Origin of the sequence: Hymenobacter latericoloratus (assembly GCF_014199535.1) — a bacterium.
In the GTDB taxonomy this organism is placed as follows: domain Bacteria; phylum Bacteroidota; class Bacteroidia; order Cytophagales; family Hymenobacteraceae; genus Hymenobacter; species Hymenobacter latericoloratus.
The window spans coordinates 148,658-172,931 of record NZ_JACHNV010000003.1 but is presented as its reverse complement, the minus strand read 5'-3'; the positions used below and the strand labels follow the sequence as shown (position 1 = coordinate 172,931).

Annotated in this window: 16 protein-coding genes; 3 read left to right on the top strand and 13 right to left on the bottom strand. The window is 61.1% G+C overall.

Translation table 11 applies throughout. The features are described from left to right. Positions 1-237: 237 nt before the first annotated feature. From bglX to GGU46_RS11170, 7 genes are all read right to left on the bottom strand, one after another. Positions 238-2,562 carry a beta-glucosidase BglX gene (bglX, locus tag GGU46_RS11200; protein WP_183403636.1) on the bottom strand — a complete coding sequence of 775 codons (2,325 nt, stop codon included), beginning with the start codon at positions 2,560-2,562 and terminating at the stop codon, positions 238-240. Positions 2,563-2,810: 248 nt separating this feature from the next. Further along, on the bottom strand, positions 2,811-4,571 hold the full coding sequence (locus tag GGU46_RS11195) for a family 43 glycosylhydrolase (RefSeq protein ID WP_183403635.1): 1,761 nt from the start codon (positions 4,569-4,571) through the stop codon (positions 2,811-2,813). A 188-nt stretch (positions 4,572-4,759) separates the two neighbouring features. Beyond that, positions 4,760-6,139 (bottom strand): glucoamylase family protein, encoded by a 1,380-nt coding sequence (locus GGU46_RS11190; RefSeq protein ID WP_183403634.1) that lies wholly within the window; start codon positions 6,137-6,139, stop codon positions 4,760-4,762. Positions 6,140-6,215: 76 nt separating this feature from the next. Next, positions 6,216-7,694, bottom strand: a complete 1,479-nt coding sequence (locus GGU46_RS11185) for a RagB/SusD family nutrient uptake outer membrane protein (protein WP_183403633.1) — start codon at positions 7,692-7,694, stop codon at positions 6,216-6,218. A gap of 23 nt (positions 7,695-7,717) precedes the next feature. Beyond that, complete coding sequence (locus tag GGU46_RS11180) at positions 7,718-11,011, bottom strand: SusC/RagA family TonB-linked outer membrane protein (RefSeq protein ID WP_246398997.1); 3,294 nt, start codon at positions 11,009-11,011, stop codon at positions 7,718-7,720. Positions 11,012-11,207: 196 nt separating this feature from the next. Next, on the bottom strand, positions 11,208-12,245 hold the full coding sequence (locus tag GGU46_RS11175) for a FecR family protein (protein ID WP_183403632.1): 1,038 nt from the start codon (positions 12,243-12,245) through the stop codon (positions 11,208-11,210). A 136-nt stretch (positions 12,246-12,381) separates the two neighbouring features. Further along, a complete protein-coding gene (locus tag GGU46_RS11170; protein ID WP_183403631.1) occupies positions 12,382-12,990 on the bottom strand; it encodes an RNA polymerase sigma factor in 609 nt (202 codons plus the stop codon). A gap of 231 nt (positions 12,991-13,221) precedes the next feature. Here GGU46_RS11170 and GGU46_RS11165 point away from each other — a divergent pair, with 231 nt between their 5' ends. The 3 genes from GGU46_RS11165 to GGU46_RS11155 all read left to right on the top strand — a co-directional run bounded on the left by GGU46_RS11165 (position 13,222) and on the right by GGU46_RS11155 (position 16,525). Further along, positions 13,222-13,545, top strand: coding sequence for a low molecular weight protein tyrosine phosphatase family protein (locus tag GGU46_RS11165; protein WP_246398998.1), 324 nt, complete (start codon positions 13,222-13,224; stop codon positions 13,543-13,545). Between the two features lie 57 nt (positions 13,546-13,602). Then, a complete protein-coding gene (locus GGU46_RS11160) occupies positions 13,603-14,547 on the top strand; it encodes a zinc-dependent peptidase (protein WP_183403629.1) in 945 nt (314 codons plus the stop codon). 124 nt (positions 14,548-14,671) lie between these two features. Next, on the top strand, positions 14,672-16,525 hold the full coding sequence (locus tag GGU46_RS11155; RefSeq protein ID WP_183403628.1) for a M2 family metallopeptidase: 1,854 nt from the start codon (positions 14,672-14,674) through the stop codon (positions 16,523-16,525). A gap of 542 nt (positions 16,526-17,067) precedes the next feature. On the opposite strand, the gene GGU46_RS11150 is transcribed toward GGU46_RS11155, so the two are convergent. The 6 genes from GGU46_RS11150 to recQ all read right to left on the bottom strand — a co-directional run bounded on the left by GGU46_RS11150 (position 17,068) and on the right by recQ (position 24,082). Further along, the gene (locus tag GGU46_RS11150; RefSeq protein ID WP_183403627.1) at positions 17,068-17,784 is read right to left on the bottom strand and encodes a GAF domain-containing protein; all 717 of its coding nucleotides are present in this window, start codon (positions 17,782-17,784) and stop codon (positions 17,068-17,070) included. A 76-nt stretch (positions 17,785-17,860) separates the two neighbouring features. Beyond that, positions 17,861-18,580 carry a pirin family protein gene (locus GGU46_RS11145; RefSeq protein WP_183403626.1) on the bottom strand — a complete coding sequence of 240 codons (720 nt, stop codon included), beginning with the start codon at positions 18,578-18,580 and terminating at the stop codon, positions 17,861-17,863. Positions 18,581-18,788: 208 nt separating this feature from the next. Continuing rightward, positions 18,789-19,598 (bottom strand): XRE family transcriptional regulator, encoded by an 810-nt coding sequence (locus tag GGU46_RS11140; protein WP_183403625.1) that lies wholly within the window; start codon positions 19,596-19,598, stop codon positions 18,789-18,791. A gap of 230 nt (positions 19,599-19,828) precedes the next feature. Beyond that, on the bottom strand, positions 19,829-20,614 hold the full coding sequence (locus GGU46_RS11135; protein ID WP_183403624.1) for a hypothetical protein: 786 nt from the start codon (positions 20,612-20,614) through the stop codon (positions 19,829-19,831). A gap of 184 nt (positions 20,615-20,798) precedes the next feature. Then, positions 20,799-21,500 carry a DUF2306 domain-containing protein gene (locus GGU46_RS11130; protein WP_183403623.1) on the bottom strand — a complete coding sequence of 234 codons (702 nt, stop codon included), beginning with the start codon at positions 21,498-21,500 and terminating at the stop codon, positions 20,799-20,801. Positions 21,501-21,805: 305 nt separating this feature from the next. Next, complete coding sequence (gene recQ / locus GGU46_RS11125; RefSeq protein ID WP_183403622.1) at positions 21,806-24,082, bottom strand: DNA helicase RecQ; 2,277 nt, start codon at positions 24,080-24,082, stop codon at positions 21,806-21,808. Positions 24,083-24,274 lie beyond the last annotated feature (192 nt).

Below are 24,274 nucleotides of genomic sequence, written 5' to 3'. Positions count from 1 at the left end.
AATAGCACCCTGAGCGGAGTGAGGAATATGAGTCAGCTTCCTGAGAGCAACCCAGATTCCTCGCTCCGCTCGGAATGACAGTGCCTTGAAAACAGCAGCGCGAAGCTTCCTTCGAGGAAACTTCGCGCTGCTGTTGAAAATGGCTTCCGGCGTGCTAACCCACTCCCCTATCAGCGGGTTAGCTTCCGGAAGCCCCCGCGCGCTCGTCCCACAACAAGGCGCAGGTAGTTCTGGCTCTTACTGAGCAGCCAGCTTGAAGGCGGCCGTCTGCACGTCGCGGGAGTTGCCACCCACAAACACCTGGAAGTCGCCGGGCTCGGCCACAAACTTGAGGTCGGCGTTATAGAATTTCAGGTCCTCGGGCGTGAGGCGGAAGGTGAGCGTGCGGCTTTCTCCCTTTTTCAGCATGAACTTCTGGAAGCCTTTCAACTCCTTCACGGGCCGCGAAATGGAGCCGACCATGTCCCGGATGTACAGCTGGGCTACCTCCTCACCGTCGTAGTTGCCCGTGTTGCGTACGGTCACTTTCACGTCCAGTGTGCCGTTCATGGGCAGCGTGGTGGTGCTCAGCTCGGGCTTGCCGTACTCGAAGGTGGTGTAGCTCAGGCCGTAACCGAAGGGATAGAGCGGGTCGTTGCTCACGTCCATGTAGCGCGACTTGTACTTATCCAGCGCCACGCCCTGGTAGGGCCGACCAGTCATTTTGTGGTTGTAGTAGAGCGGAATCTGACCTACGTGCTGGGGGAAGGTGGCCGTGAGCTTGCCCGAGGGGTTATAGGCCCCGAACAGCACATCGGCAATGGCGTTGCCGGCCTGGGTGCCCGCAAACCAGGTTTCCAGGATGGCATCGGCGTTTTTATCTTCCCAGGGCAACGTCATGGGGCGGCCGCTCATGAGTACAATTACCAGGGGCTTGCCGGTTTTCTTGAGGGCCTTCAATAGCTCCAGTTGCTGGCCGGGCAGGCCAATGTCGGCGCGGCTGGCGGCCTCGCCGGTCATGCCCTGGCTCTCCCCTACGGCAGCCACAATTACGTCGGCGCCCTGGGCTACCTGCACCGCCTCCCGAATCATTTCCTCCGAGCTGCGCTTGTCCACGTTCAGCTCGCCGCCGTGGGCGTTGAGGCGGTCAATCATCTGCTGGTCGTCGGTGAAATTGGCGCCCTGGGCCGTTACGATCTTCACGCCGTTGCCGGCCACGTTCCGGATGCCCTGCTCCAAGGACACGGCTTGTTTCCAGTCGCCGGCCCCGCTCCACGAGCCAATCATGTCGCGCTGGCGGGTAGCCAAGGGGCCCACCAAGGCAATGGTTCCCTGCTTTTTGAGGGGTAGGGCGTTGTTACTGTTTTTGAGGAGCACCATGCTCTTGCGGGCAATGTCGCGGGCATCGGCAATGAACTCCTTCTTCATCATCGTAGCCTTGGCGCGCTTCTCGTTGGTGTAGAGGTAGGGGTCTTTGAACAGGCCCAGCTTCCACTTGGCTTCCAGAATGCGGCGGCAGGCTTGGTCAATCTGCTCCTGCTTCACGGTACCGTCTTTCAGGTTTTGGGCCAGGTTGCGCAGGAAAATCTCGCCTACCATGTCCTGGTCAATACCAGCGTTCAGGGCCAGGGCCGATACCTGGGCATCGTCGCCCATACCGTGGGCGGTCATTTCATTAATGGCGGTGTAGTCGGTAGCCACAAAGCCTTTAAAACCCCACTGGTTGCGCAGCAGGTCAGTCATCAGCCACTTGTTACCGGTGGCCGGCACGCCGTTGATGTCATTGAACGAAGACATAACCGAGCCCGCGCCCGCATCGAGGGCGGCTTTGTAGGGCGGCAGGAACTCGTTGTACATGCGCACCAGGCTCATGTCGGTGGTGTTGTAGTCGCGGCCGGCTTCGGCAGCACCGTACAAGGCAAAGTGCTTCAGGCAGGCCATGACGGTGTTGTTCTTCGAGAGGTCGTCGCCCTGGTAGCCGCGCACCATCACGCGGGCAATCTGGGAGCCCAGGTAGGGGTCCTCGCCCGAGCCCTCACTGATGCGGCCCCAGCGCGGGTCGCGGGCAATATCCACCATGGGCGAGTACACCCAGTTTAATCCGTCGGCCGAGGCCTCTTCGGCGGCAATGCGGGCACTGCGCTCAATGGCGGTCAAATCCCAGCTCGAAGCCAGGCCCAAAGCAATGGGGAAGATGGTGCGGTGGCCGTGAATGACGTCGTAGCCGAAAATGAGCGGAATGTGCAGCCGCGACTCCTTCACGGCCATTTCCTGGAGCTTGCGGGCAGCCACCGGGGTAAACGTGTTCAGCACGGCCCCCACGTTGCCCTTGCGGATGTTGGCGTCCACGTCCTTGCTTACTACCGGGCCGGTCACGTCGAAGCCTACCGTTATCAGGTTCAGCTGGCCAATTTTCTCCTCCAGCGTCATCTTCTGCATCAGGTCCGCGATGAACTTGTTCATCTTGTCCTCATCGGCGGCCGCGGCGCGGGTAGTCGTGGTAGCAGCTGGTTTCTGAGCCTGCAGCTGTGGCGCGAGCAGGCCCAGCGACATAAGCAAAGCGGTACGAAAAACTCGTTTCATGTGGGAATGGAATTAGGAAATAGGCGAAGTCAGATGGGCGAGCTATGGACTGGAAAGTACTCCCAGCCCGTCATGCTGAGCGCAGCCGAAGCATCTCTACCGCTTTGTTCTGGCGGGGCGCCTCACCCCCCGGCCCCCTCTCCGGCAGAGAGAGGGGGAGCCTGACGACTATTGATTAGTCAGCGGTAGAGATGTTTCGCGGGGCTCAGCATAACACGTTCTACTGTCACCGGACAAAACGCACAACGCTACTTCACTTCCGCGACGGGAGTGCGCGCGGAAACGCCGTTTTCGTTGAGGGCCTCGATGGTAAAGTAGTAGGGCAGGTCCTTGTCCATGCCTTTGAAGTAGTATTCAGCGGCTCCGTGCACCAGTATGCAGCTGTAGAGCTTGTCGGGCGCCACGCCTACGTGGATGTTGTAGGCGTACGCATCAGCGGAAGGAGTCCATTTTAGCCAGGCACTGCGCTTGTCCTTCTCGGTTCGCAATACTACAAAACCTTTGACTTGGTTGGGTACTGAACCGTTTCCCTTGCCAAAAATTCGTAGTCCGCTGAGGGCAAACTTACCCGTGGGCATATGGATATTTTCCAGTTTGAGGTAGCGCGTCTGCACCGGCTTTTCCAGCTCGATGTAGTCATGAGGCACGTCGGTTTTGTTCTGGCTTTTATCCGTCAGCAGCTTCCATTTCCTACCGTCCTTCGACTCCCAAAGCTTGTATTGGTGGTAGGTCCCCTGCTGCTTGCCCAGGAACTCGGCGTCCTGGTCGGCGTAGTTGATCTGGATGGCGTGCACGGTGCTTACTTCGCCCAAATCCGTCTGCAGATACTCGCCTTTATTGCCTGTTTTAGCGCTCCAATAGGTTTTTATGCTTTCATCGACGGCATAGTTGGGCTGGTAGCCGCCCAGCGTACTGGAGGCCTGCACCGGCTTTTGGTAGTTGAGCAGCATCCAGCCCGTAAAGCGACTTTGTAGGTGGTCAGCGGGGCCTTTGGGCAGGTAGTGGGGGTAGTCACCGAAGTCGGTGTTCGAGTACAGCACCCCATCCTTATCGAAGCCGGCGGGCCACAACCCCAGGCGGCGCTCAAAATTGTTTTTTACCGATACCACCATGGTCGATAAATGCCACCAGTTGCCCCAGGTATCCTGGAAGGTGTTGCCATGACCGGCTCCGCGGGCGAAACCGCCGGGTTTGTAGGCAAAGGGGTTGTGCTTCTGGGGGGTAAAGGGGCCCAGGGGCTTGTCACTTATCTGCACGCCATCGGCGTAGCCACTGAACTCGGTGCCCGGCGCGCCATATTGTAAGTAGTGCTTTCCCTGATACTTAGTCATCCAGGCGCCCTCCATGAAGGGGTCGAGAAACGTGTTATCTAAGTATTCGCCGAAGCGCTGCCACCCAAACTTTTCATCATTCAGCTTGAACAGCTCCTTGCGCTGCCCGATGGGCTGCAGGGTTTTGCGGCTGATTTGCTGCCCGTAGAGCGGATACACGTTCGAGCTACCCCAGTAGAGGTAAAGCTTGCCGTCATCGTCCAGGAAAAAAGCCGGGTCCCAGGCGCCTACCTGGAAGGGGTCCACAGCTTCCTTCCACTCCCCGGCCTTGGGGTTGGTGCTCATCCAGATGGGAAAGTTCTTCTCTTGCGTGGAGCCGTACACGAGCAGCGTATCGCCCAGCACGAACACGGCCGGGGCACAGAGGTCGTCATATACCTTGTGCTCGGGCTTGAGGAAGTGGCGAGGCACGAATTTCCAGCTGTACAGATCCGGGCTCCACCAGTAGCCCCACTGGTTGGTGCTAAACAGGTAGTAGTCGCCCTTGTAGAGGGTAATAACCGGGTCGGCGGTGGCGCGGTGCCGGCCGGCCTCCGCGAAGTTGGGAATGGGCGTGTAGCCGTAGTCGAGGTTGAGCGGGTTGCAGTACGTGCGCTGCCCGCCCGGGCTGGCCATAGGCTGGGCCTCAGTAGCCAGGCTCAGCAGCACCGCCAGGCACAGAAGTAGGGTTTGGCGCATGGGTGGGGGTAGGAAGTTAGCGGGGCGGTGGGGCACTATTCGACATTACCTCACTCCTGTCATCCTGAGCGCCGCGAAGGACCTTATCATTTCAGCGCTACTACCTAATGATTTCGTTCAGACGTGATAAGGTCCTTCGCTGCACTCAGGATGACAGAGCAAATTGTGGTCTTTAACACTTCAACAGCTTACTTCTTCACCTGCGCGCCCTCAAAGCCCAGCTTCCCGAGCCCGCGCTGCACGTCGGGGCTGCTCATGAACAGGCGCCAGAGCAGGCCGGTGCGGTGGTTTTCAATCATGACCACGATGGGGCCCTGGTCGACGGCCAGGTGGGACTTGGCGTACCAGTTGTGGTGCTCACTAAAGCCATCCACGAAACCGTACTGGCTCCAAATTTTGTCCCCCAGATCAAAGTAGAAGTGCTTCAAAGCCGCCATTGACTCCTTGGGCGCGTAGGGCATGGCCGAGAGGGCCGCGGTAGGCGAAATGACGCCCAGGTCTTCGGTGGGCGAGTGGGCGGCGTAGCCTTTGGGGCTGTCGGAGGCCGTCAGGCCCCAACTGTTGGGGCCGTAGCCCTTGTACTGCTTGGGGTTCTGTACGCAGTAGGCGTAATTGATGCGGGTGTGGGCCTGGTTTTGCTGCCAGTAATCGGCGTATTGATCCTTAAGGCCGCGCGGGTCGAGGCCCAGGAAGCTGTAGTGCGAAAAGAACAGCGGCCCGCCGTAATCGAAGCCCAAGGGGAGCTTGGTCTGGTAGAACTCCTTGCCGTTTTTGAAGTAGTCGCCGGTGGCCCAGCCCTGGTCGTACACCTTCTTGTCGATGGCGTATTTGGGCGCGGACGCGGCCAGCACGTAGGTAATCAGGCACTCGTTCCAGCCGTGAATCTGGTGGTTCATGCTCCAGCCGTTGTTGGGGCTCCAGTGCCAATACAGTACGTTCTGGCCCCCCTGCTGGTGCCAGTTCCACTCTACCCCTTCCCACAGCCACAAGATGTGGTTGCGCAAATCCCGCTCCGTGGCGCTTTCGCCGGTGAAGTACTGGCGGGCGCAGATCAGCCCCTGGAACAGAAAGGAGGTTTCCACCAGGTCGCCCCCGTCGTCCTTCTGGCTGAAGCGGATGGTTTTGCCGGTGGCCCCGTTCAGCCAGTGCGGAAACACGCCGTGAAACGAGTCGGACTTCTTCTCCAGAAACCGCACGATTTTGTAGATGCGCGCTGCCGCTTCTTCCCTGGCAATCCACTGGCGCTCGGCGGCTACAATAATGGCCATGATACCGAAGCCCGTGCCGCCGGTGGTTACTACCTCATTGCCGTAATCGTAGGCCACGTTGCTCCGCTCCCGGGCCATGCCCGACACGGGGTGGCCGAAGTCCCAGAAGTAGCGGAAGGTCTGGCGCTGCACCAGGTCCAGCAGCTGCTCGTCGGTGAGGTTTTTGGGCCGTTGCCGGGGGTCGAACCTGGCAGTAGCAGCGGGGGCCGGCGCTTTTTGGGGGGCGGACTTTTGCTGGGCCCGGAGCAGGCCGGGCAGCAGCCCGCAGAGCAAGGCCAGCAGGAGACAATGCTTTTTCATGAGGGTGGGAACGGGAGAGGTAGCACGAAAGAGCGCCGGGGCAGCTAACTACGCCGGCGCTCCTGCTATTACTAGGTTAGTAGCCGGGGTTCTGGGTCAGCTTGCCCCCGGTGATGGTAATCTGCTGCTGCGGAATGGGGAACACCTCGTTTTTCCCGTCCACGAACTGCTTGCCCTGGGCCCGGAGCACGGTGCCGGCACGGCCCTGGCGCACCAGGTCAAAGAACCGGTCCCCATTTTCCATGGCCAGCTCCAGCCGCCGCTCCTTCCAGATGGCCTGGCGCAGGGCGGCCTGGTCGGTGGTGGTCAGGGGGGCCAGACCGGCGCGGGCGCGCACTCGGTTCACGGCCGTCAGGGCCTTGGTGGTCTGGCCCAGCTCGTTGGCCGCTTCGGCGTTGATGAGCAGGACTTCGCCCAGGCGCAGAAGGCGGATGTTCTGGTCCTTGCCGTAGCCGCAGGCACGGTCCACCGACGAGGGCACGTAGGCCTTCTGGTTGTAGCGGGGGTTGGGGGCGGTAGCGTCAATCTTGTCGCCTTCGGCGGTGGTTTCGCCCCGGAACAATATGGTCGCGTCCTTGCGCTTGTCGCCGGGCTCGTAGGCGTTTTCCAGGTCGGCGGTGGGGTTGAAGAAGCCCCAGCCGAACTGCGGGCGGGCGCCCTGCACCTCGGCCCACTGGCTGTTGGAGGCGTCGCAGTTGCCGGGAATGGTCTGGGCCTGAATCTCGAAGATGGACTCCGGCCCGTTTTCGCCCGCAATCCGGAACATTTTCTCGTAGTCGGGGGCCAGGGAGTAGCCCAGCCCGATGACCTGATCGGAAAGAGCCAGCACCTCGGCCCACTGCTTCTGGTACAGCTTCACCTTGGCCAGCAGGCCCAGAGCCGCGCCCTTGGTGGCCCGGCCCAGGTCGGAGGCGGGGTAGCTGACGGGCAGCACCGCGCCGGCCTCCGTCAGGTCGGTCACAATTTGGGCGTACACCTCCTCGCGGGTGTTGCGCAGGGGATTAATCTCGTCGGGGGTGCTGCTGGAGGTAACGGGCCGGAGCACCAGGGGCACGCCACCGAAGGCCCGCACCAGGTTGAAATAGTGGTGGGCCCGCAGAAACTTGGCTTCGGCCAGCAGGCGGTTTTTCAGGGCCGCGTCCATGCTGATGCCGGGCACGTTGGCCAGCACCTGGTTGCAGAGGTTGATGCCCTGGTACTGACCCAGCCAGTAATCGTTGAGGATGCCCTGGCTGGAGGTGAAGGTGAAGTTGTCGTAGTCGTTGAGGAAGGAGGCGTCGCCGGCCACGCTGCCTTTCTCGGCGTCGTCGGAGGTAAGGGTGGTCACGGCCAGGTGGGCAAAGGCCACCAGGGGCCAGCTGCGCAGGTTGCCGTAGATGGAGTTGGTGGCTTCTATGGCCTGCTCCGGCGTTTCGAAAAAACCCTCGGCCGGGAGCTGGCCCTGGGGGTCCACGTCGAGGAAGGATTTGCTGCAGGAAGCGGTGCCTCCCGCCAGGGCGGCCAGGCAGAGGGCGCCCAGCAAACTACGCTTAAGGGCGACTGATACAGGTAGCATGGGGTGGGAAGTTTACGGGGTGGTTAGAAAGTCACGTTCACGCCCAGGTTGTAGGTAGCCGAGAGCGGGTACACGTTCAGATCAATGCCCTGGCTGGTGTTGCCGCTGCTGCCGCGCAACTGCCCCACCTCCGGCGTGAAGCCCTTGTATTTGAACAGCGTCAGGGGGTTCTGGGCGTTGGCGTAGAAGCGGATGCCCTGCACCCGCAGGGTGCTGGCAAAGGATTTGGCCAGGGTGTAGCCCAGCTGCACGTTGCGCAGCCGGATGTAGTCGCCCTTCTCCACGTACCAGGTGTTGGCGTTCAGGTCCGAGCCCCCGATGGCGGCCGAGGGGTAGGAATTGGAGGTGCCGGGGCCCCGCCAGCGGTTGTCGTAGAAGTCCTGGGTGTAGTTTTCGTTGCCGTAGCGCACGCCCTTGGTGGCGTTGTAGATTTCCACCCCGGCCACGCCCTGCACGTCCAGGGCCACGTCGAAGCTGGCGTAGCGGAAGCCCAGGTTCACGCCGTAGGTAAAGCGCGGGTTGGGGTTGCCGATGATCTGGCGGTCGTTGGCGTCAATTACCCCGTCGTTGTTCAGGTCGCGGTAGCGGAAAGAGCCGGGCGCGGCGCCGGAGCCCGCCTGCGGGGAGTTGTTAACCTCGTCCTCGGTCTGGAAGATGCCGTCCACTACGTAGCCCAGGAAGGAGCCCAGGGGCAGCCCCACGCGGGTAATGGTGGTTTGCACCCCGCCCACGGGCAGGTTGCCGCTCGGGAAATCGGCCCCAATGGCCTGCAGATCCAGCACCCGGTTCTGGTTGTAGGTGACGTTGAAGCCCGTGGTGTAGCTGAACCGCTCGGTGGTTTGGTTGTTCCAGCCCACCGTCAGCTCCACGCCGCGGTTGCGCAGGCTGGCGTAGTTGCCGCGGGTCCGGGGGTCGGCCAGGCCGCCCGTGCCCGGTATCGGAATATCGAAGATGGCTTTATTGACGCGGCGGTTGTAGAAGTCCAGGGTAGCCGTGAGGCGGTTATCGAGGAAGCCTACGTCAATTCCGGCGTCGGTTTCAGTGGTGGTTTCCCAGTCCAGCACCCGGGCTTCCAGGGCATTCACGTTGCGGCCGGGGAAGGGGCTACCCCCGAAAATAGCCGTGTAGCCCGGTGAGTTGCTGACCGTGAGAATGGAGATGCTGGAGGGAATGTTGTTGTTGCCCAGGCGGCCCCAGCTGGCCCGCAGCTTCAGCTGATCGAACACTCCGTCTTTCAGGAATACCTCTTCCGAAACCACCCAGCCTACCCCCACCGAGGGGAAGGTCCCGAACCGCTTATCGGGCGAGAACTTCGAGGAGCCGTCGCGGCGCAGGGTGGCCGTGAGCAGGTACCGGTCGCGGAAGGCGTAGTTCAGGCGCCCGAAGTAGGAGGCAAACGTGAACTTGTCGGCGTTGGTCTGGATGCGGGCCGTAGTGGCCGTGCCCAGCCCCAGGTACAGCGACGACTCGCTGAAGTACGGCACGTCGTTCACCGAGCCAATGGTTTGGTTGGACTGGTCGCGCTGCGACGAGACGCCCAGCAGGAAAGTCAGGCGGTGGTCGTCGGCAATGGTTTTGTCGTAGGTCAGGGTGTTTTCCCAGAGCCAGCGGTTGTTTTTGCCGTTAGAGGCCGTCAGCAGGCTGCGCTGGGCAAACTGGGTAGTCGTCAGCGAGTCCTTTGCCTGGTAGTTGCGGTACTGGGCAATGCCGTAGTTCAGGCCCAGGCTGGTGCGGAAGGTGAAGGCGTTCAGGAAATTCAGCGAGGCGTAGATGTTGCCCACCAGCTGCTGCCCGTTGGATTTCTGGTTATAGCGGGCCAGCGTGGCGCTGGGGTTGGCAAAGTTGCCCAGCGGGAAGTCGGCCGCGTCGCCGTAGTTGCCGTTGGCCTTGAACACGGGCAGCACCGGCGGGGCCACAAAGGCCTGGTAGAACAGTACGTCGGCCGGCACATCGGTGGAGCGGAAGTTCTGGAAGATGGCGCTGTAGCCCACCTTAATGTGGTCGGTGGGGCTGAAATCGGTTTGCAGGCGGGCCGTAATCCGCTCGTAGTCGTTGTTCTTGACGATGCCCTGCTGCTTGAGGTAGCTGCCGCTCAGGCTGTAGCTTATCTTCTCCGAGCCGCCCGAAAGGCTAAGCTGGTGGTTGTGGATGGCCGCCGTGCGCGTTATCTGGTCAAACCAGTCGGTGCTGGGCAGGTTAGTAGCCAGCGTTTGGGTGCCGGTGCGTTCGTTGATGAGGGTGGCGTACTCGGCCGCGTCCACCATGTCCACCTTGTTGGTCACGCGCTGCACGCCCCCGAAACCGTTGTAATTGATGCGCGGCGCCCCGGCCTTGCCGCGCTTGGTGGTCACCAGCACTACCCCGTTGGCGGCGCGCACCCCGTAAATGGCCGCGCTGGAGGCATCCTTTAGAATCTCAATAGAGGCAATATCTTCTTGGTTGATAAAGCTGATGTCGTCCACGAAGGTGCCATCCACCACGTACAGGGGGTTGGCGCTGCCCTGGATGGAGCCCGTGCCCCGGATGCGAATCTGGGGGGAAGCGCCGGGCTGGCCGTTGTTGGTAATCTGCACGCCGGCCACCTTGCCCTGCAAGGAGCTGACCGGGTTCTGGGAAGCCTGGTTAACCAGCACGTCGCCCTTTACCGAGGCAATGGAGCCGGTTACGTCGCGCTTCTGCTGGGTGCCGTAGCCCACCACCACCACCTCATTGAGCTGGGCCTGGTTGGGGGCAAACGATACGTCGATGCTGGTGCGGCCCGCAATGGCCACTTCCTGGGCCGTGTAGCCCACAAACGAAAACACCAGGGTAGCTCCTTCGGGCGCCGCGAGGGTGTAGCGGCCGTCGGCATCGGTCTGGGTGCCAATGCTGGTGCCTTTCACGACCACGTTCACGCCGGGCAAGGGGGAGCCTTTCTCGTCCAGCACCCGCCCGCTGACGGTAATATCGGCCGCAGGCTTGGCGGCGGGTTTGAGCACGATGCCGCTGGGCAGGGGCTCGTAGGCAATGCGCAACGGGTCGAAGAGGCGGTGCAATACCTGGCCCAGGGGCTGGTTTTCGGCCTGGATAGACACCCGCCGGCCGGCCCCAATCAGCTGGCGGCTGTACTGAAAGCGCACCTTGGTTTGGTTTTCAATCGTGGTCAGCACGGCCTGCATGGTCTCGTCCTGGGCCTGCAGGGTAACGGGCTGCTCCAGGTATTGCTGCGAGAAAGGATGCGCGGCCGCGGCGCTACTCAGTACCGCCAAACACAAAGGCGGCAGCAGCGCCGCCCGCTTCAGCTGAAGCGGGGCAAAAAAAGGTAGGGGATTTTTCATGCGTGTGGGAATTGGAAGGAGTGGCTCACGACTACAAAGGCATTTCGCGAGGGAGCGAGAGACGCGGCAACCGGGGCTGCGCTGAGCGCCGGTGGGAGTTGCCGCGCCCACCAAGGGCGGGGGTAGGCAACGGAATTACAGCGTTTTCACCATAGGCAGCAGGTAGGGCAGCAACAACATTGGACGGTAAGGAAAACTAGTGGGCCACACAGCCCGGACTTCGGAACAGAATGCGCGCGTTAACGGTGGAGTAGCTGGCCCCAAGGGTTTTGCAGAGCACGTCCAGCTTGCCGTACAGTGATTCATCTCCCAGATGCAGCGTGACGGTGCAGCCGGCCAGGGCCTGGGCATCGTAGTCAATGGCTACCCCGTAGGCTGTTTCCAGGGCCGCCAGCACCTCCGCTACCGGCCGGTCATCGAAGGCAAACGACTGCGCCGCCAGCTGCAGGGGCTCGGCAACCAATTCGCGCTGCAGCGCCTGTTGTCCCGGCGAGTACACGGCCTGCTGGTTGGGCAGCACCACCAGGCTGGCCGGCCGGACTGCGGCAGCAGGCACGGCCCGGGGAGTTACCTGCACCCGGCCCGTACGCACCTTCACCACCACCGGGGCCCCTCCGGCCGGAGCTCGTACTAAAAAACTGGTGCCCAGCACGGTAGTTACTACTTGGTTGGTATACACCCGGAAGGGATGAGCCTTGTCGTGGGCAATGGTGAAGAAGGCCTCCCCCTGCAGGTAAACGGTACGGTGCCGATCTGCGAACTGGCGCGGGTACTTCAGCTGACCTCCCGGCGACACCTCCACCGTGCTGCCATCCGCTAGCCGGATGCGCCGGTACTGCCGGGTGGTGTTGTGGTAAGAGTGCCAGCCGGAAGCCTGCCGCCCCGGGCCGGCGACTATTGAAGGTCCGGCCGCCGGAGCCGTTAGCAGCTTCTTGCCTCCTGCTACCCCCAGCCCGACGGCCAATGCCGCCGCGGCCGCCCAGGGCCACCGCCCCGCGTACCAGGGCCGCGCTGGGCCCATCGAAGCGGCATCCTCATCCTCGGCGGCGAGCTGGTTTTCAACGCGTTGCCAGAGCGAGGCACGCAATTGTTCCCGCTCCGCCGGGCTTAGGGTAAGGGGTGGCTGCTGCTCGCCCAGCAGGGCATACCAGTTTTCTACCACCCGCTTCTCTTCGGGGGTGCACTCGCCTTGCTGGTATCGCCGCAAAAGGGTGAGTAGGTCGGGGTGTTTCATGGTCGAACAGCGTGACGACAAGAGGCGCGCTATTCCTACAGTCGATCAACCGGGCCCGCACCCTAGTCCTGCCCCGAAAAATTTTCTAAAAAGTAGCGACTGCTCTGGCGCCGGCCTACTGCCCGCGGCCCCAACGTTACCACCACCACACCAGGGCCAGGGTCAGAAAATCGCGCAGGCTTACGCGCAAGGCCTTCAGGGCGCGGGTGAGGTGGTACTCCACGGTTTTGCGCGACAGGTTCAGGCGCACCGCAATTTCCGGCACCGACTGGTGCTCCAGCCGGCTCAGCCGAAATACCTCCCGGGTGTGCTCGGGCAGGCGCATCAGGCTGGCCAGCAAGGCCAGCGAAAGGTCGTCGGCGGCAACGGTTTCTTCGGTGCTATGGTCCTGCGGCATCACGTGCGGGCGGGTACGCTCCAGGTACGCGGTCTGGGTCAGGCGGGCCTTCAGCACATCAATTACCCGGTATTTTGCTGCTTTCAGCAGGTAGCTTTTCAGGTGCTGAATAGCCTGGGTACGGCGCTTGAGCCAGAGGGCGGCAAACAGGTCCTGCACTACTTCTTCGGCCGCTTCGCGGGAGTGAAGCTTGCGGTAGGCCACACCCAGCAGCAGCTCCCAGTAGCGCTCATATATTTCGGCAAAGGCCAGTTTGTCGTCCTCGCGCAAGGCCCGCAGCAGCGCCTCGTCGGGGCGGGCGGCGTACAGCTGGTGGTGCTTAGGCGAAGAGGTGGAAGACGAGGCCATGGGCGGTACAGAGAACCTAACTTATCATTCTTACCAGCAACCTCCAAGGGTTCCGCCGGGGCCCACCCGGTGGCCAGGCGGCCGGGCGGGTACCCGAAGCTGCTCCGTAGCATACGCAACCACGCCTCAGCCGATGCCGGGGGCTGCCTTTCCGGTGCTACCTTGCGCCTGTTCCATCCACGCAATAGCGCCTTGGCGTTTTCTTCCGCAACCGCTCCGCCCCAAAAACTTTTGTTTATCTGCAGCCAGAACCGCTGGCGCAGCCTTTCGGCCGAGCGCCTCTTCGACCAGCATCCGCGCTACGAAGCCCGCTCCGCCGGCACCGAGCCGGGCGCCCGGGTGCGCGTAACGGCCGGGCACCTGGGCTGGGCCGATGTGGTGCTGGTAATGGAGCGCCGGCACGCTGATATTCTGCGGCAGAAGTTTGGGGAAGCGCTGGCCGGCAAGCGCCTGATCAATCTGCGCATTCCCGATAAGTTTCAGTTCCTTGACCATGTGCTGCTGGACCTGCTCCGGGAGCGGCTGCGCGAGCAGCTGGGTCCCGAGGTGCTGTAGTTTGGCGGCCACAAGCCGGGTGCACAACCTCCCGGCCGCTGGCGCGTTTAGCGCCCCATGCAGTATTTCCTATTTGCCGCCCTGGTTGCCGTGGTGGCTTATTTCTTCTACCGGTACATCACCCGCGAAGCGCGCCTGAAGCAGGCCGCTGCCGCCGCCGACTTTCCGGCCGAGTGGCGACAGATTCTGGCCCAACGTGTGGCCTTTTACCTCTCGCTCACGCCCGGTGACAAGCTGCGTTTCGAGAAGAAAGTGCAGGTGTTTCTGGCCCAGACCCGCGTAACCGGCATTCAGACCGACATCGACGACACGACCCGCGTGCTGGTGGCGGCCTCGGCCGTAATTCCGGTGTTCGGCTTTCCTGACTGGGAGTATGCCAACCTGAGCGAAGTGCTGGTAGTACCCGACGCCTGGACCCAGCAGCGCGACCCCAACAAGGAGTTTGTGGGCCTGGAAGGCACCCTGCTGGGGAGCGTGCAGGGGTTCCAGACCTCCCACTACATGCGCCTCTCGAAAGCCTCCCTGGAACAAGGCTTCCAGGATGCTATGGACAAGCAGAACGTGGGCATTCATGAGTTTGCCCACCTGCTGGATGAGGCCGATGGCGTAATTGACGGTGTGCCGGCCCTGGCCCTACCCCCCGAGCTGCGCCCGGAGTGGGAAGCCGTGATGCAGCGCGAAATTGCCGCCATCCGGGCCGGCAACTCAGAAATCAATGACTACGCGGGCACCAACGAAGCCGAGTTTTTTGCCGTGGTAACCGAGTACTTTTTCGAGAAGCCCGAGAAGCTGCAGGAACACCACCCTGAGCTGTACCAGCTGCTAAGCCGGGCGCTGCGCCAGAACCCCAAGAAACGCTTCCTGCGCCTGAGCGTGGACCCGCGCGAATGGATCCGGAGTTTGCGCAGTCGCAAATTCGGCCGCAACTCGCCCTGCCCCTGCGGCAGCGGCAAGAAGTACAAAGACTGCCATTTGCTGCAGCAGGAGCCGACCGCTGCGTAAGGTACACAACTCCTGACGGCACGCTCGCCCGGGCGGCAGACCTCTGGCCGCCCGGGCGAGCGTGCCGTCAGGAGTTGTGTACCTTCGCCTACCCACTATTTCTTCCAAAGCCTTCTGCTGGCCCATGAAAAAACACATCCTCCCTACCCTCACCGCGGCTGTCCTGACGGCCTGCGCGCCCAGCACCAGAATACCTACCGCCGCTACTACCCCTAGCCCGGCAGCTGAACCGGCTACCCCGCCCGCTGCCCCCAACTGGCAGGAGCAGGCCGAAGCCTTCCTGAAAGAATACTCCGCTGAATACCAGCGCCTCTACACCCAGTCGTCGGAGGCGGAGTGGCGCTCCAACACGCGCATTGTGGCCGGCGACACCAGCAATGCCGGCGCCACGGCCCGGGCCAATGAGCGAATGGCGGCCTTCACCGGCTCGACCCGGAACATTCAGCGCCTGCGGGAGCTGCTGGAGCACAAGCAGGACCTGACGGAGCTGCAGGTGAAGCAGCTGCAAACCGCCCTTTACAACGCTGCCAACTCGCCCCAAACCATTGCCGACGTAGTGAAGCGCCGCATTAAGGCCGAAACTGCCCAAACCGAGAAGCTCTACGGTTACGACTATAAGTACCAGGGTAAATCCGTCACCACCAACGACCTGGACGAGCTGCTGCGCAAGGAGAATAACCCCCTGAAGCGCCAGCAGATCTGGGAGGCCAGCAAGGCCATTGGCCCTACCCTCAAGGACGGACTGCTCAACCTGCGCGACCTGCGCAACCAGACCGTGCAGGCCCTGGGCTACCCCGACTACTTCTCCTACCAGGCCAGTGACTACGGCATGAGCCGGGAGGAAATGATGACGCTGGTGCGTAAAATAAACGAAGAGCTGCGCCCCCTCTACCGCGAGCTGCACACCTACGCCCGCTACGAGCTGGCCAAGAAGTACGGCGTGAAGCAGGTGCCCGACTACTTGCCCGCTTCCTGGCTGCCCAACCGCTGGGGCCAGGACTGGAGCGCCATGGTAGATGTGAAAGGCCTTAACCTCGACCCCGTGCTGGCCAAAAAGGGGCCAGAGTGGCAGGTACAGCAGGCCGAGCGTTTCTACCAGAGCCTGGGCTTCCGGGCCCTGCCGGCGGTATTCTGGGAGAAGTCCAGCCTCTACCCCCTACCCAAGGGCGCAACCTACAAGAAGAACAACCACGCCTCGGCCTGGCACATGGACCTGAACCAGGATGTGCGCAGCCTGATGAGCGTGGAGGGCAACACCGAGTGGTACGAAACCACCCACCACGAGCTGGGCCACATCTACTACTACCTCACCTACACCAACCCCGAGGTGCCGCCGCTGCTGCGCCAGGGCGCCAACCGCGGCTACCACGAGGCCATGGGCTCCCTAATGGGCCTGGCGGCCACCCAAAAGCCCTTCCTGGCTGGCCTGGGCTTGATTGACCCAAAAGCCAAAACCGACGAAACTCAGACCCTGCTAAAAGAAGCCCTGAACTACGCCGTGTTCATTCCGTTTGCCTCGGGCGTGATGAGTGAGTGGGAAAACTCCTTCTACGCCGATAAGCTGCCCGCCGATCAGCTCAACGCCCGCTGGTGGCAGCTGGCCAAGCAGTACCAGGGCATCGTGCCGCCTACTACGCGCGGGGAAAACTATTTGGACCCCGCCACCAAAACCCACATCAACGACGACCCGGCTCAGTACTACGACTACGCCCTCTCCTACGTCATCCTGTTCCAGCTGCACGACCACATTGCCAAGAAGATTCTGAAGCAGGACCCGCACGCGACCAACTACTACGGCAGCAAGGAGGTAGGCCAGTTCCTGGCCGATATTATGCGCCCCGGCTCCAGCAAAGACTGGCGCGCCGTGCTCAAGGAAAAAACCGGTGAAGACCTCTCGGCCCGCGCCATGGTGGAGTACTTCCAGCCCCTGATGGCCTACCTTAAGCAGCAGAACAAAGGCCGCAAGTACACGATGTAACCAGCCCTTTCGTGTCCCCTGTGCAATATCAAGTCTTTACCTATCTAGCTGAACTGGACTGCTTTCTAGTTCATCCAGGCTAGGCTGCCGTAGTTCGGCAGCTGGGCTTGGTTGAGTGGAATGAGGTAGTATGGATTGGCCGCCACTTCTGTATGGACAATGATGTAGGAGGGCATTGGTTCGATAAGTGGGGCCTACGGGAGTTGCGCAGCGAGAAGCTACTGCAAATGGGACTCGACGAAACAGACTTACTTAGTATTGACCCAAGTAGAATGCAAGATGGTCGCGACGGTCCTTGTCATCCCGCAGAGCTACGGCAGCTGTTCTGGCGCGACGTACTTCTTTCCCTGCGTATAAGCCGAGAGTTATTGGTTGCACAGGCGCGCTTCAACAAAAAGCGCTTGGAGGAACCAGAATGCTGTGATGCGGAAGAGTACGTACCAGATCTGGGGGATAGACTAGCGCTTCTCCTAAGTCGATAAATACAAACGAGCACAAAAAAACCGGCCTATATGGGCCGGTTTTTTTGTGCTCGTTTGTATTTAGGCGGCAAGGGCTTCCCGCAGGCGGCGCTCCAGCACCTTCCCTACCCCCGCAAGACGGCGCAAAACCAGGTCCTGCACTTCGGTATCATCCAGGTTGATGCCGTGGTTGCGGGTACTGAGGTAGCGGGTGAGGGTAGCGTTGTCATCCAGGGTATCGGCCAGGTCCTGCTGGGCCGCTTCCCAGGTTTCCGGGCGCTCGGTGCGCAGATATTGAAACCGCAGCTCTACCGTGCGGCTTACCAGATCGGCCAGGCGGGTCAGCACGTCCTCTTCCGCTCCTGAGAGCGTGCGGTATTCGCGGCCAATAACGGCCAGCATGCCAATACGGGCGCCACCAGGCATGCGCAGGGCCGAGCCGGCATAGAAACTCAGGCCCAACGCCTGCGCCACGTCGGGGCTGATGAGCCGGCAGCTATCAGCCGAATAATCTGAGGTTACGACCGGCATATCGGGCAGAATGGCCGCCGAGCACATACTTTCCGCGCGGGGTAGCCCGGGGATGCCCTCGGCCCCGGTTACGGCCTTGAAGTGCACGTAGTCATTATCCACAAAGGAAATCAGGGCAATGGGCGTGTTGAAGAGTTGAGCGGCCCAGGCTACGTAGTCGTCGAATATCTGCTCCGGGGTGGTGTTCACAATTTGGTACACGTGCAGCGTACGCAGGCGCGCCGCTTCGTTTGTAGGCACCAGACGGTCAGGGAAAATATTCGTCATCGTAGAAAGCTATAAGTAAAGAGCGGGCCGGCAGTTAGTAACTGCCGGCCCGCCGTAAAGTTCAGAGCGCTGGAGCCTAAAAGTTAGCCTCGTTGCCCGGCAGATCAATCAGGATGAATTGCGCATCCTTGGAGGCCCGGATTTCCAGGACGTGCTCGTCGGTGGAGCGAACCTGGTCGTTGGGGCCAATATCCACGCCGTTGATGTAGAGACTGCCTTCCTTAACGTAGATGAAAGTATTCCGGATCGGGAAGGTTTTGAACGTCACTGTTTTATCAGCCGCCAGATTGCACCAGTACACCGTTGTGTTAGAGTTCATGTACACCACGTCCTCCAGCACTTTCTGCCCCGATACCAGCGGCACCAGCTCGTTTTTCTTGTCCAGAAAATCAACGTCCTTCTGCTCGTAGCTGGGCGACAGGCCTTTCTGGTTGGGTTGAAACCAGAGCTGGTAAATGTGGGCCGGCTTATCGGTGTCATTTTGTTCGGAGTGGGCCAAGCCCGTTCCGGCCGTCATGCGCTGCACCTCGCCTTTCTTAATGGTGGCGCGGTTGCCCATGGTGTCCACGTGCGTCAGCTCCCCGTCCAGCACCAGCGTCACGATTTCCATTTCGGAGTGCGGGTGCTGGGGAAAACCCGCCTTGCCCTGAATAGAATCATCGTTAAACACGCGCAAAGGCCCAAACTGTACGTTCTGGGGGTCGTAGTAGTCGGCGAAACTGAACAGGAAATAGCTGCTGAGCCAGTTGACGGGAGCGGCATGATGCCGGTCGGTGGCAGGAATAATTTTAAGCATTGGGAGAGGAGGTGTTGAGGGTTGAGATGAGCTTACGCGGCAAGGCGCGGTTAGTTAAACGGGAAAGCCCGCTCAATAGATATTACCTTCTCCCGCCCGGCGCCGCACCCGCAGGCTTGCTTCCCTGGGCTTCCCTGGGCTACATGCAAAGCGCCCACCCCTCCGGAAGGAAGGGCGGGCGCTTACCTGTTGAGGCGCAGAGCGAAGCCTATACTTTCTTCATGGTGCTCACTTGCTGCTGCAAGTCCAGCACAATGCTGGCCAAGCGGCTGAGCGAGAGGTCGGCAATGGGGAAGGTGCTGCTGATATAGGCTTTGGCTTCCCAAATTTCCACTACATCCTCCACATCAACCTGATAGGGCTGGTAGAGGGGGTTATCGGAGTGCAGGGCCAGCATGGCGGCGTCCTTGAGGCGGTTGAACACGCGCTTGAACACGATGCCCTCCTTGGAGCTCACCACGATGCAGGGCGTACCGTCTTTAATGCTCATCCAATCATCGATGTAGCGGCCCACAATGACGGTGCCACTGGCAATGGGCAGCATGGAGTCGCCGGCAATTTCGAAGGCGCGGTAGGTGCCGGTGTTGCCCAGCATGGGCAAGCGGAACTTGGGCAGCTCCTCGAGGTATTCCGGGTCGGCGTAGCCGTTGAGGTAACCGGCCGCCGCCTTCTGGGGCACCAGTTCAATGTTCTCGTTCTGCTCCTTGTCCACCGTCAGGGCCAGAATGCGCAGATTGCCGTTGGAGCGGTTGGCGCCAGCCTCGGGGGTAGCAGCGGTTTGAGCCTGCAGCTGCAGAGCCGCCTTGGCGTTCTTCTTTTTGCTAAAGTCGGTGGTGACCAGGGCATCCAGGGAAATGCCGAACAGGCGGGCCATGTTCACGAGAGTAGCCAGCTTGGGCTCGGCCCGGCCTTCTTCGTACGCGCCCACCAGGGAGCGTTTGATGCCTAGTTTTTCGGCCATCTGCGCCTGCGTGAGGCTCAGTTCGCGCCGCCAGAATTTAAGGTTCGTGTTAATCATAACGCAGGGGAGCCGGGAGAAATGGCTGCATCGGCAAAGCAAGTACCGGCTCACGAAGGTACAAACCGCAGTACGCGAATACTAATTCAATTAGCTGAAATTTTTACTAAAATTTTACGCGGCTCTGGCCCTGAATTTTACCTCTTCAGCCTTGCATTATGCTACCTCGCATCTGCTTTTAACTCCGCAGGGTAGCGGCTAAGGCAGGCATAGGGAGGCATGAGTGGCCGTTACAGCAAGGTGCGGGCAACCGTGGTGGTGTCTTCGTAGTAGGTTTCTTCGGCTTCCGGCTCGTTAGCTGCGGTAGCCTGCCCGGGCTCGGCCCACCACTCCTCGTTCTGCCAGTACGTATCCCAGCCCAGCTTGGCATACTTGGGGTTGAAATCCCGGTCCCGCTCCCCCACCATGAAGTCGCGAAAAATATCCTGCTGATATTCAAAGATGTTCTGAACCAAGAGCACGGGCTTCTGCTGGTGCGTTTCCGGGTTTTCCCAAGTACCCTCAAACAGCACGCCCCCGCCCCGGGTGTTTTTGCTAATGTTACGGGTAAACAGTTCGATGTCGCCCTCTTCCGATACCGAGAAGTCAATCAGCACATCGCCCCGGAATGTACCCGCCCCTTTGTAGGCAGCGTCTTCGCGCAAGGTGAAGGTCCCCAGCACGGAGTACGCATTCCGCCGATTCAGCTCCCGGTAGTAATCTTTCACACTCTTATCGGTTTCTCCCTTAGGAAGCTCAGCCTGGGGCTGGTTCATCAGCTGGGTCAGCAAAATATCTCCCTCGAAAGGCGTAATAGACTTCTTGAATCGATTTTTGCCTTTCACGAAGTAGTGCGCGGGGTTGGCTGGGTCCCGGCGCACTTCCAGCATGGCGAACTCAATGCGGTAGTGGTCCGCTCCATAGAACCCGTTCATTACCTCGTGGTCGTCCGGCTCTTTCGCAAGCAGGGCGGCCAGGCTGTACTCCCGCAGAAACGTCAGCTCCTCAGCCGACAACGGCGCGACAGCCGGGGCCACTGGAGTGCCTGTTTTTGGAGCTACAACTGCCTGTACAGCGCTAGCAGCCGGGCCGGAAGCATCAGCGACGGGCTTTTGCTGGCAGGCAGTCAATAAGGTTAACAAGGCAGTGGAGAGGTAGGCGGAGCGCATCAGAAACACCGGATAAAGTAGCTGAACAAGATTGCAGACCGGAATATACAACTTACCCGATACGAGCCGCAACTACCGGCTCTGGAGCGGCAACTGCTGGGGCTACCCGGGGCCCGAAGGCTCGCAGGTACCATTTGCCCAATCCAGCCTGCACCAGCACTTCGGCTAGCAGCAGGTTGCCTACCCACGACAGCCACACCACCGTGAGGTAGGTTTCCAGGGGGCGGGTCTGGAAGAAAGAGTGCATCCCATAGCTTTCCAGGCGCAGGCTCATGGCGGCTAAGGTCACGGCGTAGGCGCGCAGCATCCATTCGCTATGCAGCAGCCAGCGGCGCTGCCGGGCCAGGCGGTAGGCCTGCCAGGTAGCCAGCCACCATACCAGGCACTGCAGGGTAAAGCCCACCTTGGCCGGCAGGCCACCGTTGGCAAAGGCGGCAAGCACCAGCCCCGAGGGGGCGGCCAGGGCCAGAATGCTCGCTACGTACACCTGCCCCAGGCGCCGGTGCAAGGCCGGGCGCCAGCGGTACAGGGCGGGCACCAGTTGCAACAGGCCCGTTACTATCACCCACCAGCTACTGGTAATATGCACGTAGAACCCCGCCCGAAACCACGGATTGTCGTTGATATCCGCCGACTTGGTGGTTAAAAACAGGATGCCCTTCTCGAACCCCAGGTAGGGCAGCACCATCGTGAGCATGCGCAGGCTGAAAGCCGCCACCGCCAGCAGTAACAGCAGCCGTAAAACGCGCAGCATGAGTTGAACCAGTGAGGTAGTGAAAGGGAAAACTCAGCGGGCTTCCGGCGTTCTGCTCGCGCAGCAACCACCCACCGACAGCAAAGCAAGGTAATAAAGTTGAAAAGCCCCGACGGAACGGCCCCGAATCGTTGAACGATGGACGCCGCCCCGCCGGAGCTTTGCTCTATTCTACTTACGCTTTCCTACCAACAGCCACCCCATTGCGGCTTTGGGCCTTTCAGAGGGGTAGGGTTTGCTACGGATGAGCCGCCTGCAGGCTACCCCTTCAGCGTCTGCCGAACGTCAACTCGCCAGTTCACTCCTTACTCCCCCCGCAGCTTTTTCAGGTACATCAGGCCCAGCCGCAGCCGGAAGTAGTCGTACTTCTCGCGCAGGTGGTCGAACAAGTCGCGGAGCATGGGGCTACCCCCCAGCTGAGCCTGAGCCGTCTGAATTTCGGCCAGCTCTTCGGGCTTCAGAAATTCCTCCAGGCGCAGCTCCATACCCTTGCCGTAACAGGTAGTAAGGTGAGTTTGCACAGTGGAGATGGCCAGGTCGCGGCGCTGGGCAATGGCTTCCACGCTCAGGCCCATGCGGTGGAGCTGATGGGTGGTTTCCATGGTGCCGTTCACCTCCGTGCCACTGGTTTCGCGAGCGGCTCGCGGCTCCCGCTTGCGCGGAGCGCGGGCGGCGCTGTAGTCGTCCGGGTCGAGGTTACTGGCAATGTCGCCCTCCTCCAGCTCGGCCTGGGCGGCGGGGTTGCCGCCGTGGGCCAGCACCTCCCGGATAAAGGCCTCGCCGTAGGTTTCGAATTTCTTCATGCCTACCCCCGAAATAGAGAGCATGGCCGTGCGGTTCACCGGGCGCTCCTCGGCCATTTCCTGCAGGGTGCTGTCGGTAAAGATAACGTAGGGCGGCACGCCTTGCTCGTCGGCGATGCGCTTGCGCAGGGTGCGCAGGGCCTCGAACAGCTGCGCCTCGCGGGAAACCGGGGCCGCTTTGGTGGTAGCGGCGGCTTTCCGACCCTTCGGCGCTTTTTCGGCCTTCTCGGCGGGCTGAAACTTCTTCATGGGCACGGGACGCTGCCCCTGCAGCACTTCGCGGCCCAGCTCGGTGATTTTCAGCGCGTAGCCTTCCTCGTAGGCAATGTACACCAGCCCGTCGTTGAGCATCTGGTGGATGTAGCTGTACCAGTCGAGGTAGGGCAGGTCGCGGCCGGCGCCGTAGGTTTTAATCTGGTCGAGGCCCTGGCTGAGCACGGCCTGGTTGCGCATGCCGCGCAGCACATCAATCAGCAGGTTGATGCTGAGCCGCTCCCTACCCCGCACTACCGCCGACAAGGCTTTCTGGGCCAGCTCGGTACCATCAAAAGTGGTAGGCGGGTTGCGGCAGATGTCGCAGTTGCCGCAGTCGGTGGCCAGGGTTTCGCCGAAGTAGTTGAGCAGGATTTTGCGGCGGCAGCTGGCGGCTTCCGCAAACTGCTGCATGCGCTCCAGCTTGGTCAGGTTCAGCTGGGTGAGGTTGGGGTTTTCCTTCGTGAGCATGTCGCGCAGGCTCATCACATCCCCGAAGGAGTAGAACAGCACGGCCGTGGCGGGGGCGCCGTCGCGGCCGGCGCGGCCGATTTCCTGGTAGTAGCCCTCAATGTTCTTGGGCAGGTTGTAGTGAATCACCCACCGCACGTTGCTCTTGTCGATGCCCATGCCGAAGGCAATGGTGGCCACAATCACCTGCAGATCGTCTTTCAGGAAAGCTTCCTGCACCGCCCCGCGCTGGTTGGGCGTCAGGCCGGCGTGGTAGAACCCAGCCTTGATGCCCTTGGCCTGAATCTTCTGGGCCAGGGTTTCGCACTGCTTGCGCGAGAGGCAGTAGATGATACCGGCCTCGCCGGGGTGGCGCTCCAGAAACTCCAGAATGCCCCCTACCCTATCCTGGCCCGGCCGCACAATCAGGTTGAGGTTGGGCCGGTCGAAGGAGGAAAGAAACACCCGCGGCTCGTTCAGGCGCAGCTGCTGCTGAATATCGCGCTGGGTGAGGCGGTCGGCGGTGGCGGTGAGGGCAATGATGGGCACCTGCGGAAACTGCTCGCGCAGCACCCGCAGCTGGGTGTACTCGGGCCGGAAGTCGTGGCCCCAGGAGCTGATGCAGTGGGCTTCATCAATGGCGAACATGCTGATGCGCAGGCGCCGCAGAAACGTCAGAAAGCCTTCGGAAAGCAGCTTCTCGGGGCTTACGTACAGCAGTTTGAGGTAGCCGTTGAGGCAGTCGCCGGCAATGTTGTTCTGCTCGCTCTGGCCCACGCTGCTGTTGATGTAGGCGGCCGAAATACCGTTGGCTTTCAGGGCTTCCACCTGATCTTTCATCAGAGCAATCAGCGGCGAGACGACCACGCACACGCCCTCCTGCACCACGGCCGGTACCTGAAAGCAGATGCTTTTGCCCCCGCCCGTGGGCATGAGCACCACGGTATCCTGCCCACCCAGAATGTTGCCGATAATGTCTTCCTGCATGGGCCGGAAGGTGTCGTAGCCGTAGTATTTCTTCAGGACGCGACGGGCAGAATCGAGGGTTGGAGCGAGTTGTTCGGCAGCAAATAACATGGGGTAAAGATAGGGCGAAACGCGGCGGGGTGAAAGAGTGAATATAACCAGCCGGCCGGGTAAATCGTGCACTTCCGGAGCCGAATCCTGTGGGCCTGAGGCGCCGGCGGGTAAGCTCAGCGGCCCTACCAGGGGCAGGGAAGCAGCACCCCACCTGTCATCCTAACGCAGGAGGAATGACAGGTGGGGTGC

What these genes read in the sequence shown, in the direction of transcription:
- GGU46_RS11160 (WP_183403629.1), top strand. Translation starts at nt 13,603, where the DNA reads ATGCAGTATTTCCTATTTGCCGCCCTGGTTGCCGTGGTGGCTTATTTC.
- bglX (WP_183403636.1), bottom strand. Translation starts at nt 2,562, where the DNA reads ATGAAACGAGTTTTTCGTACCGCTTTGCTTATGTCGCTGGGCCTGCTC.
- GGU46_RS11155 (WP_183403628.1), top strand. Translation starts at nt 14,672, where the DNA reads ATGAAAAAACACATCCTCCCTACCCTCACCGCGGCTGTCCTGACGGCC.
- GGU46_RS11145 (WP_183403626.1), bottom strand. Translation starts at nt 18,580, where the DNA reads ATGCTTAAAATTATTCCTGCCACCGACCGGCATCATGCCGCTCCCGTC.
- GGU46_RS11140 (WP_183403625.1), bottom strand. Translation starts at nt 19,598, where the DNA reads ATGATTAACACGAACCTTAAATTCTGGCGGCGCGAACTGAGCCTCACG.
- recQ (WP_183403622.1), bottom strand. Translation starts at nt 24,082, where the DNA reads ATGTTATTTGCTGCCGAACAACTCGCTCCAACCCTCGATTCTGCCCGT.
- GGU46_RS11150 (WP_183403627.1), bottom strand. Translation starts at nt 17,784, where the DNA reads ATGACGAATATTTTCCCTGACCGTCTGGTGCCTACAAACGAAGCGGCG.
- GGU46_RS11180 (WP_246398997.1), bottom strand. Translation starts at nt 11,011, where the DNA reads ATGAAAAATCCCCTACCTTTTTTTGCCCCGCTTCAGCTGAAGCGGGCG.
- GGU46_RS11130 (WP_183403623.1), bottom strand. Translation starts at nt 21,500, where the DNA reads ATGCTGCGCGTTTTACGGCTGCTGTTACTGCTGGCGGTGGCGGCTTTC.
- GGU46_RS11175 (WP_183403632.1), bottom strand. Translation starts at nt 12,245, where the DNA reads ATGAAACACCCCGACCTACTCACCCTTTTGCGGCGATACCAGCAAGGC.
- GGU46_RS11185 (WP_183403633.1), bottom strand. Translation starts at nt 7,694, where the DNA reads ATGCTACCTGTATCAGTCGCCCTTAAGCGTAGTTTGCTGGGCGCCCTC.
- GGU46_RS11190 (WP_183403634.1), bottom strand. Translation starts at nt 6,139, where the DNA reads ATGAAAAAGCATTGTCTCCTGCTGGCCTTGCTCTGCGGGCTGCTGCCC.
- GGU46_RS11170 (WP_183403631.1), bottom strand. Translation starts at nt 12,990, where the DNA reads ATGGCCTCGTCTTCCACCTCTTCGCCTAAGCACCACCAGCTGTACGCC.
- GGU46_RS11195 (WP_183403635.1), bottom strand. Translation starts at nt 4,571, where the DNA reads ATGCGCCAAACCCTACTTCTGTGCCTGGCGGTGCTGCTGAGCCTGGCT.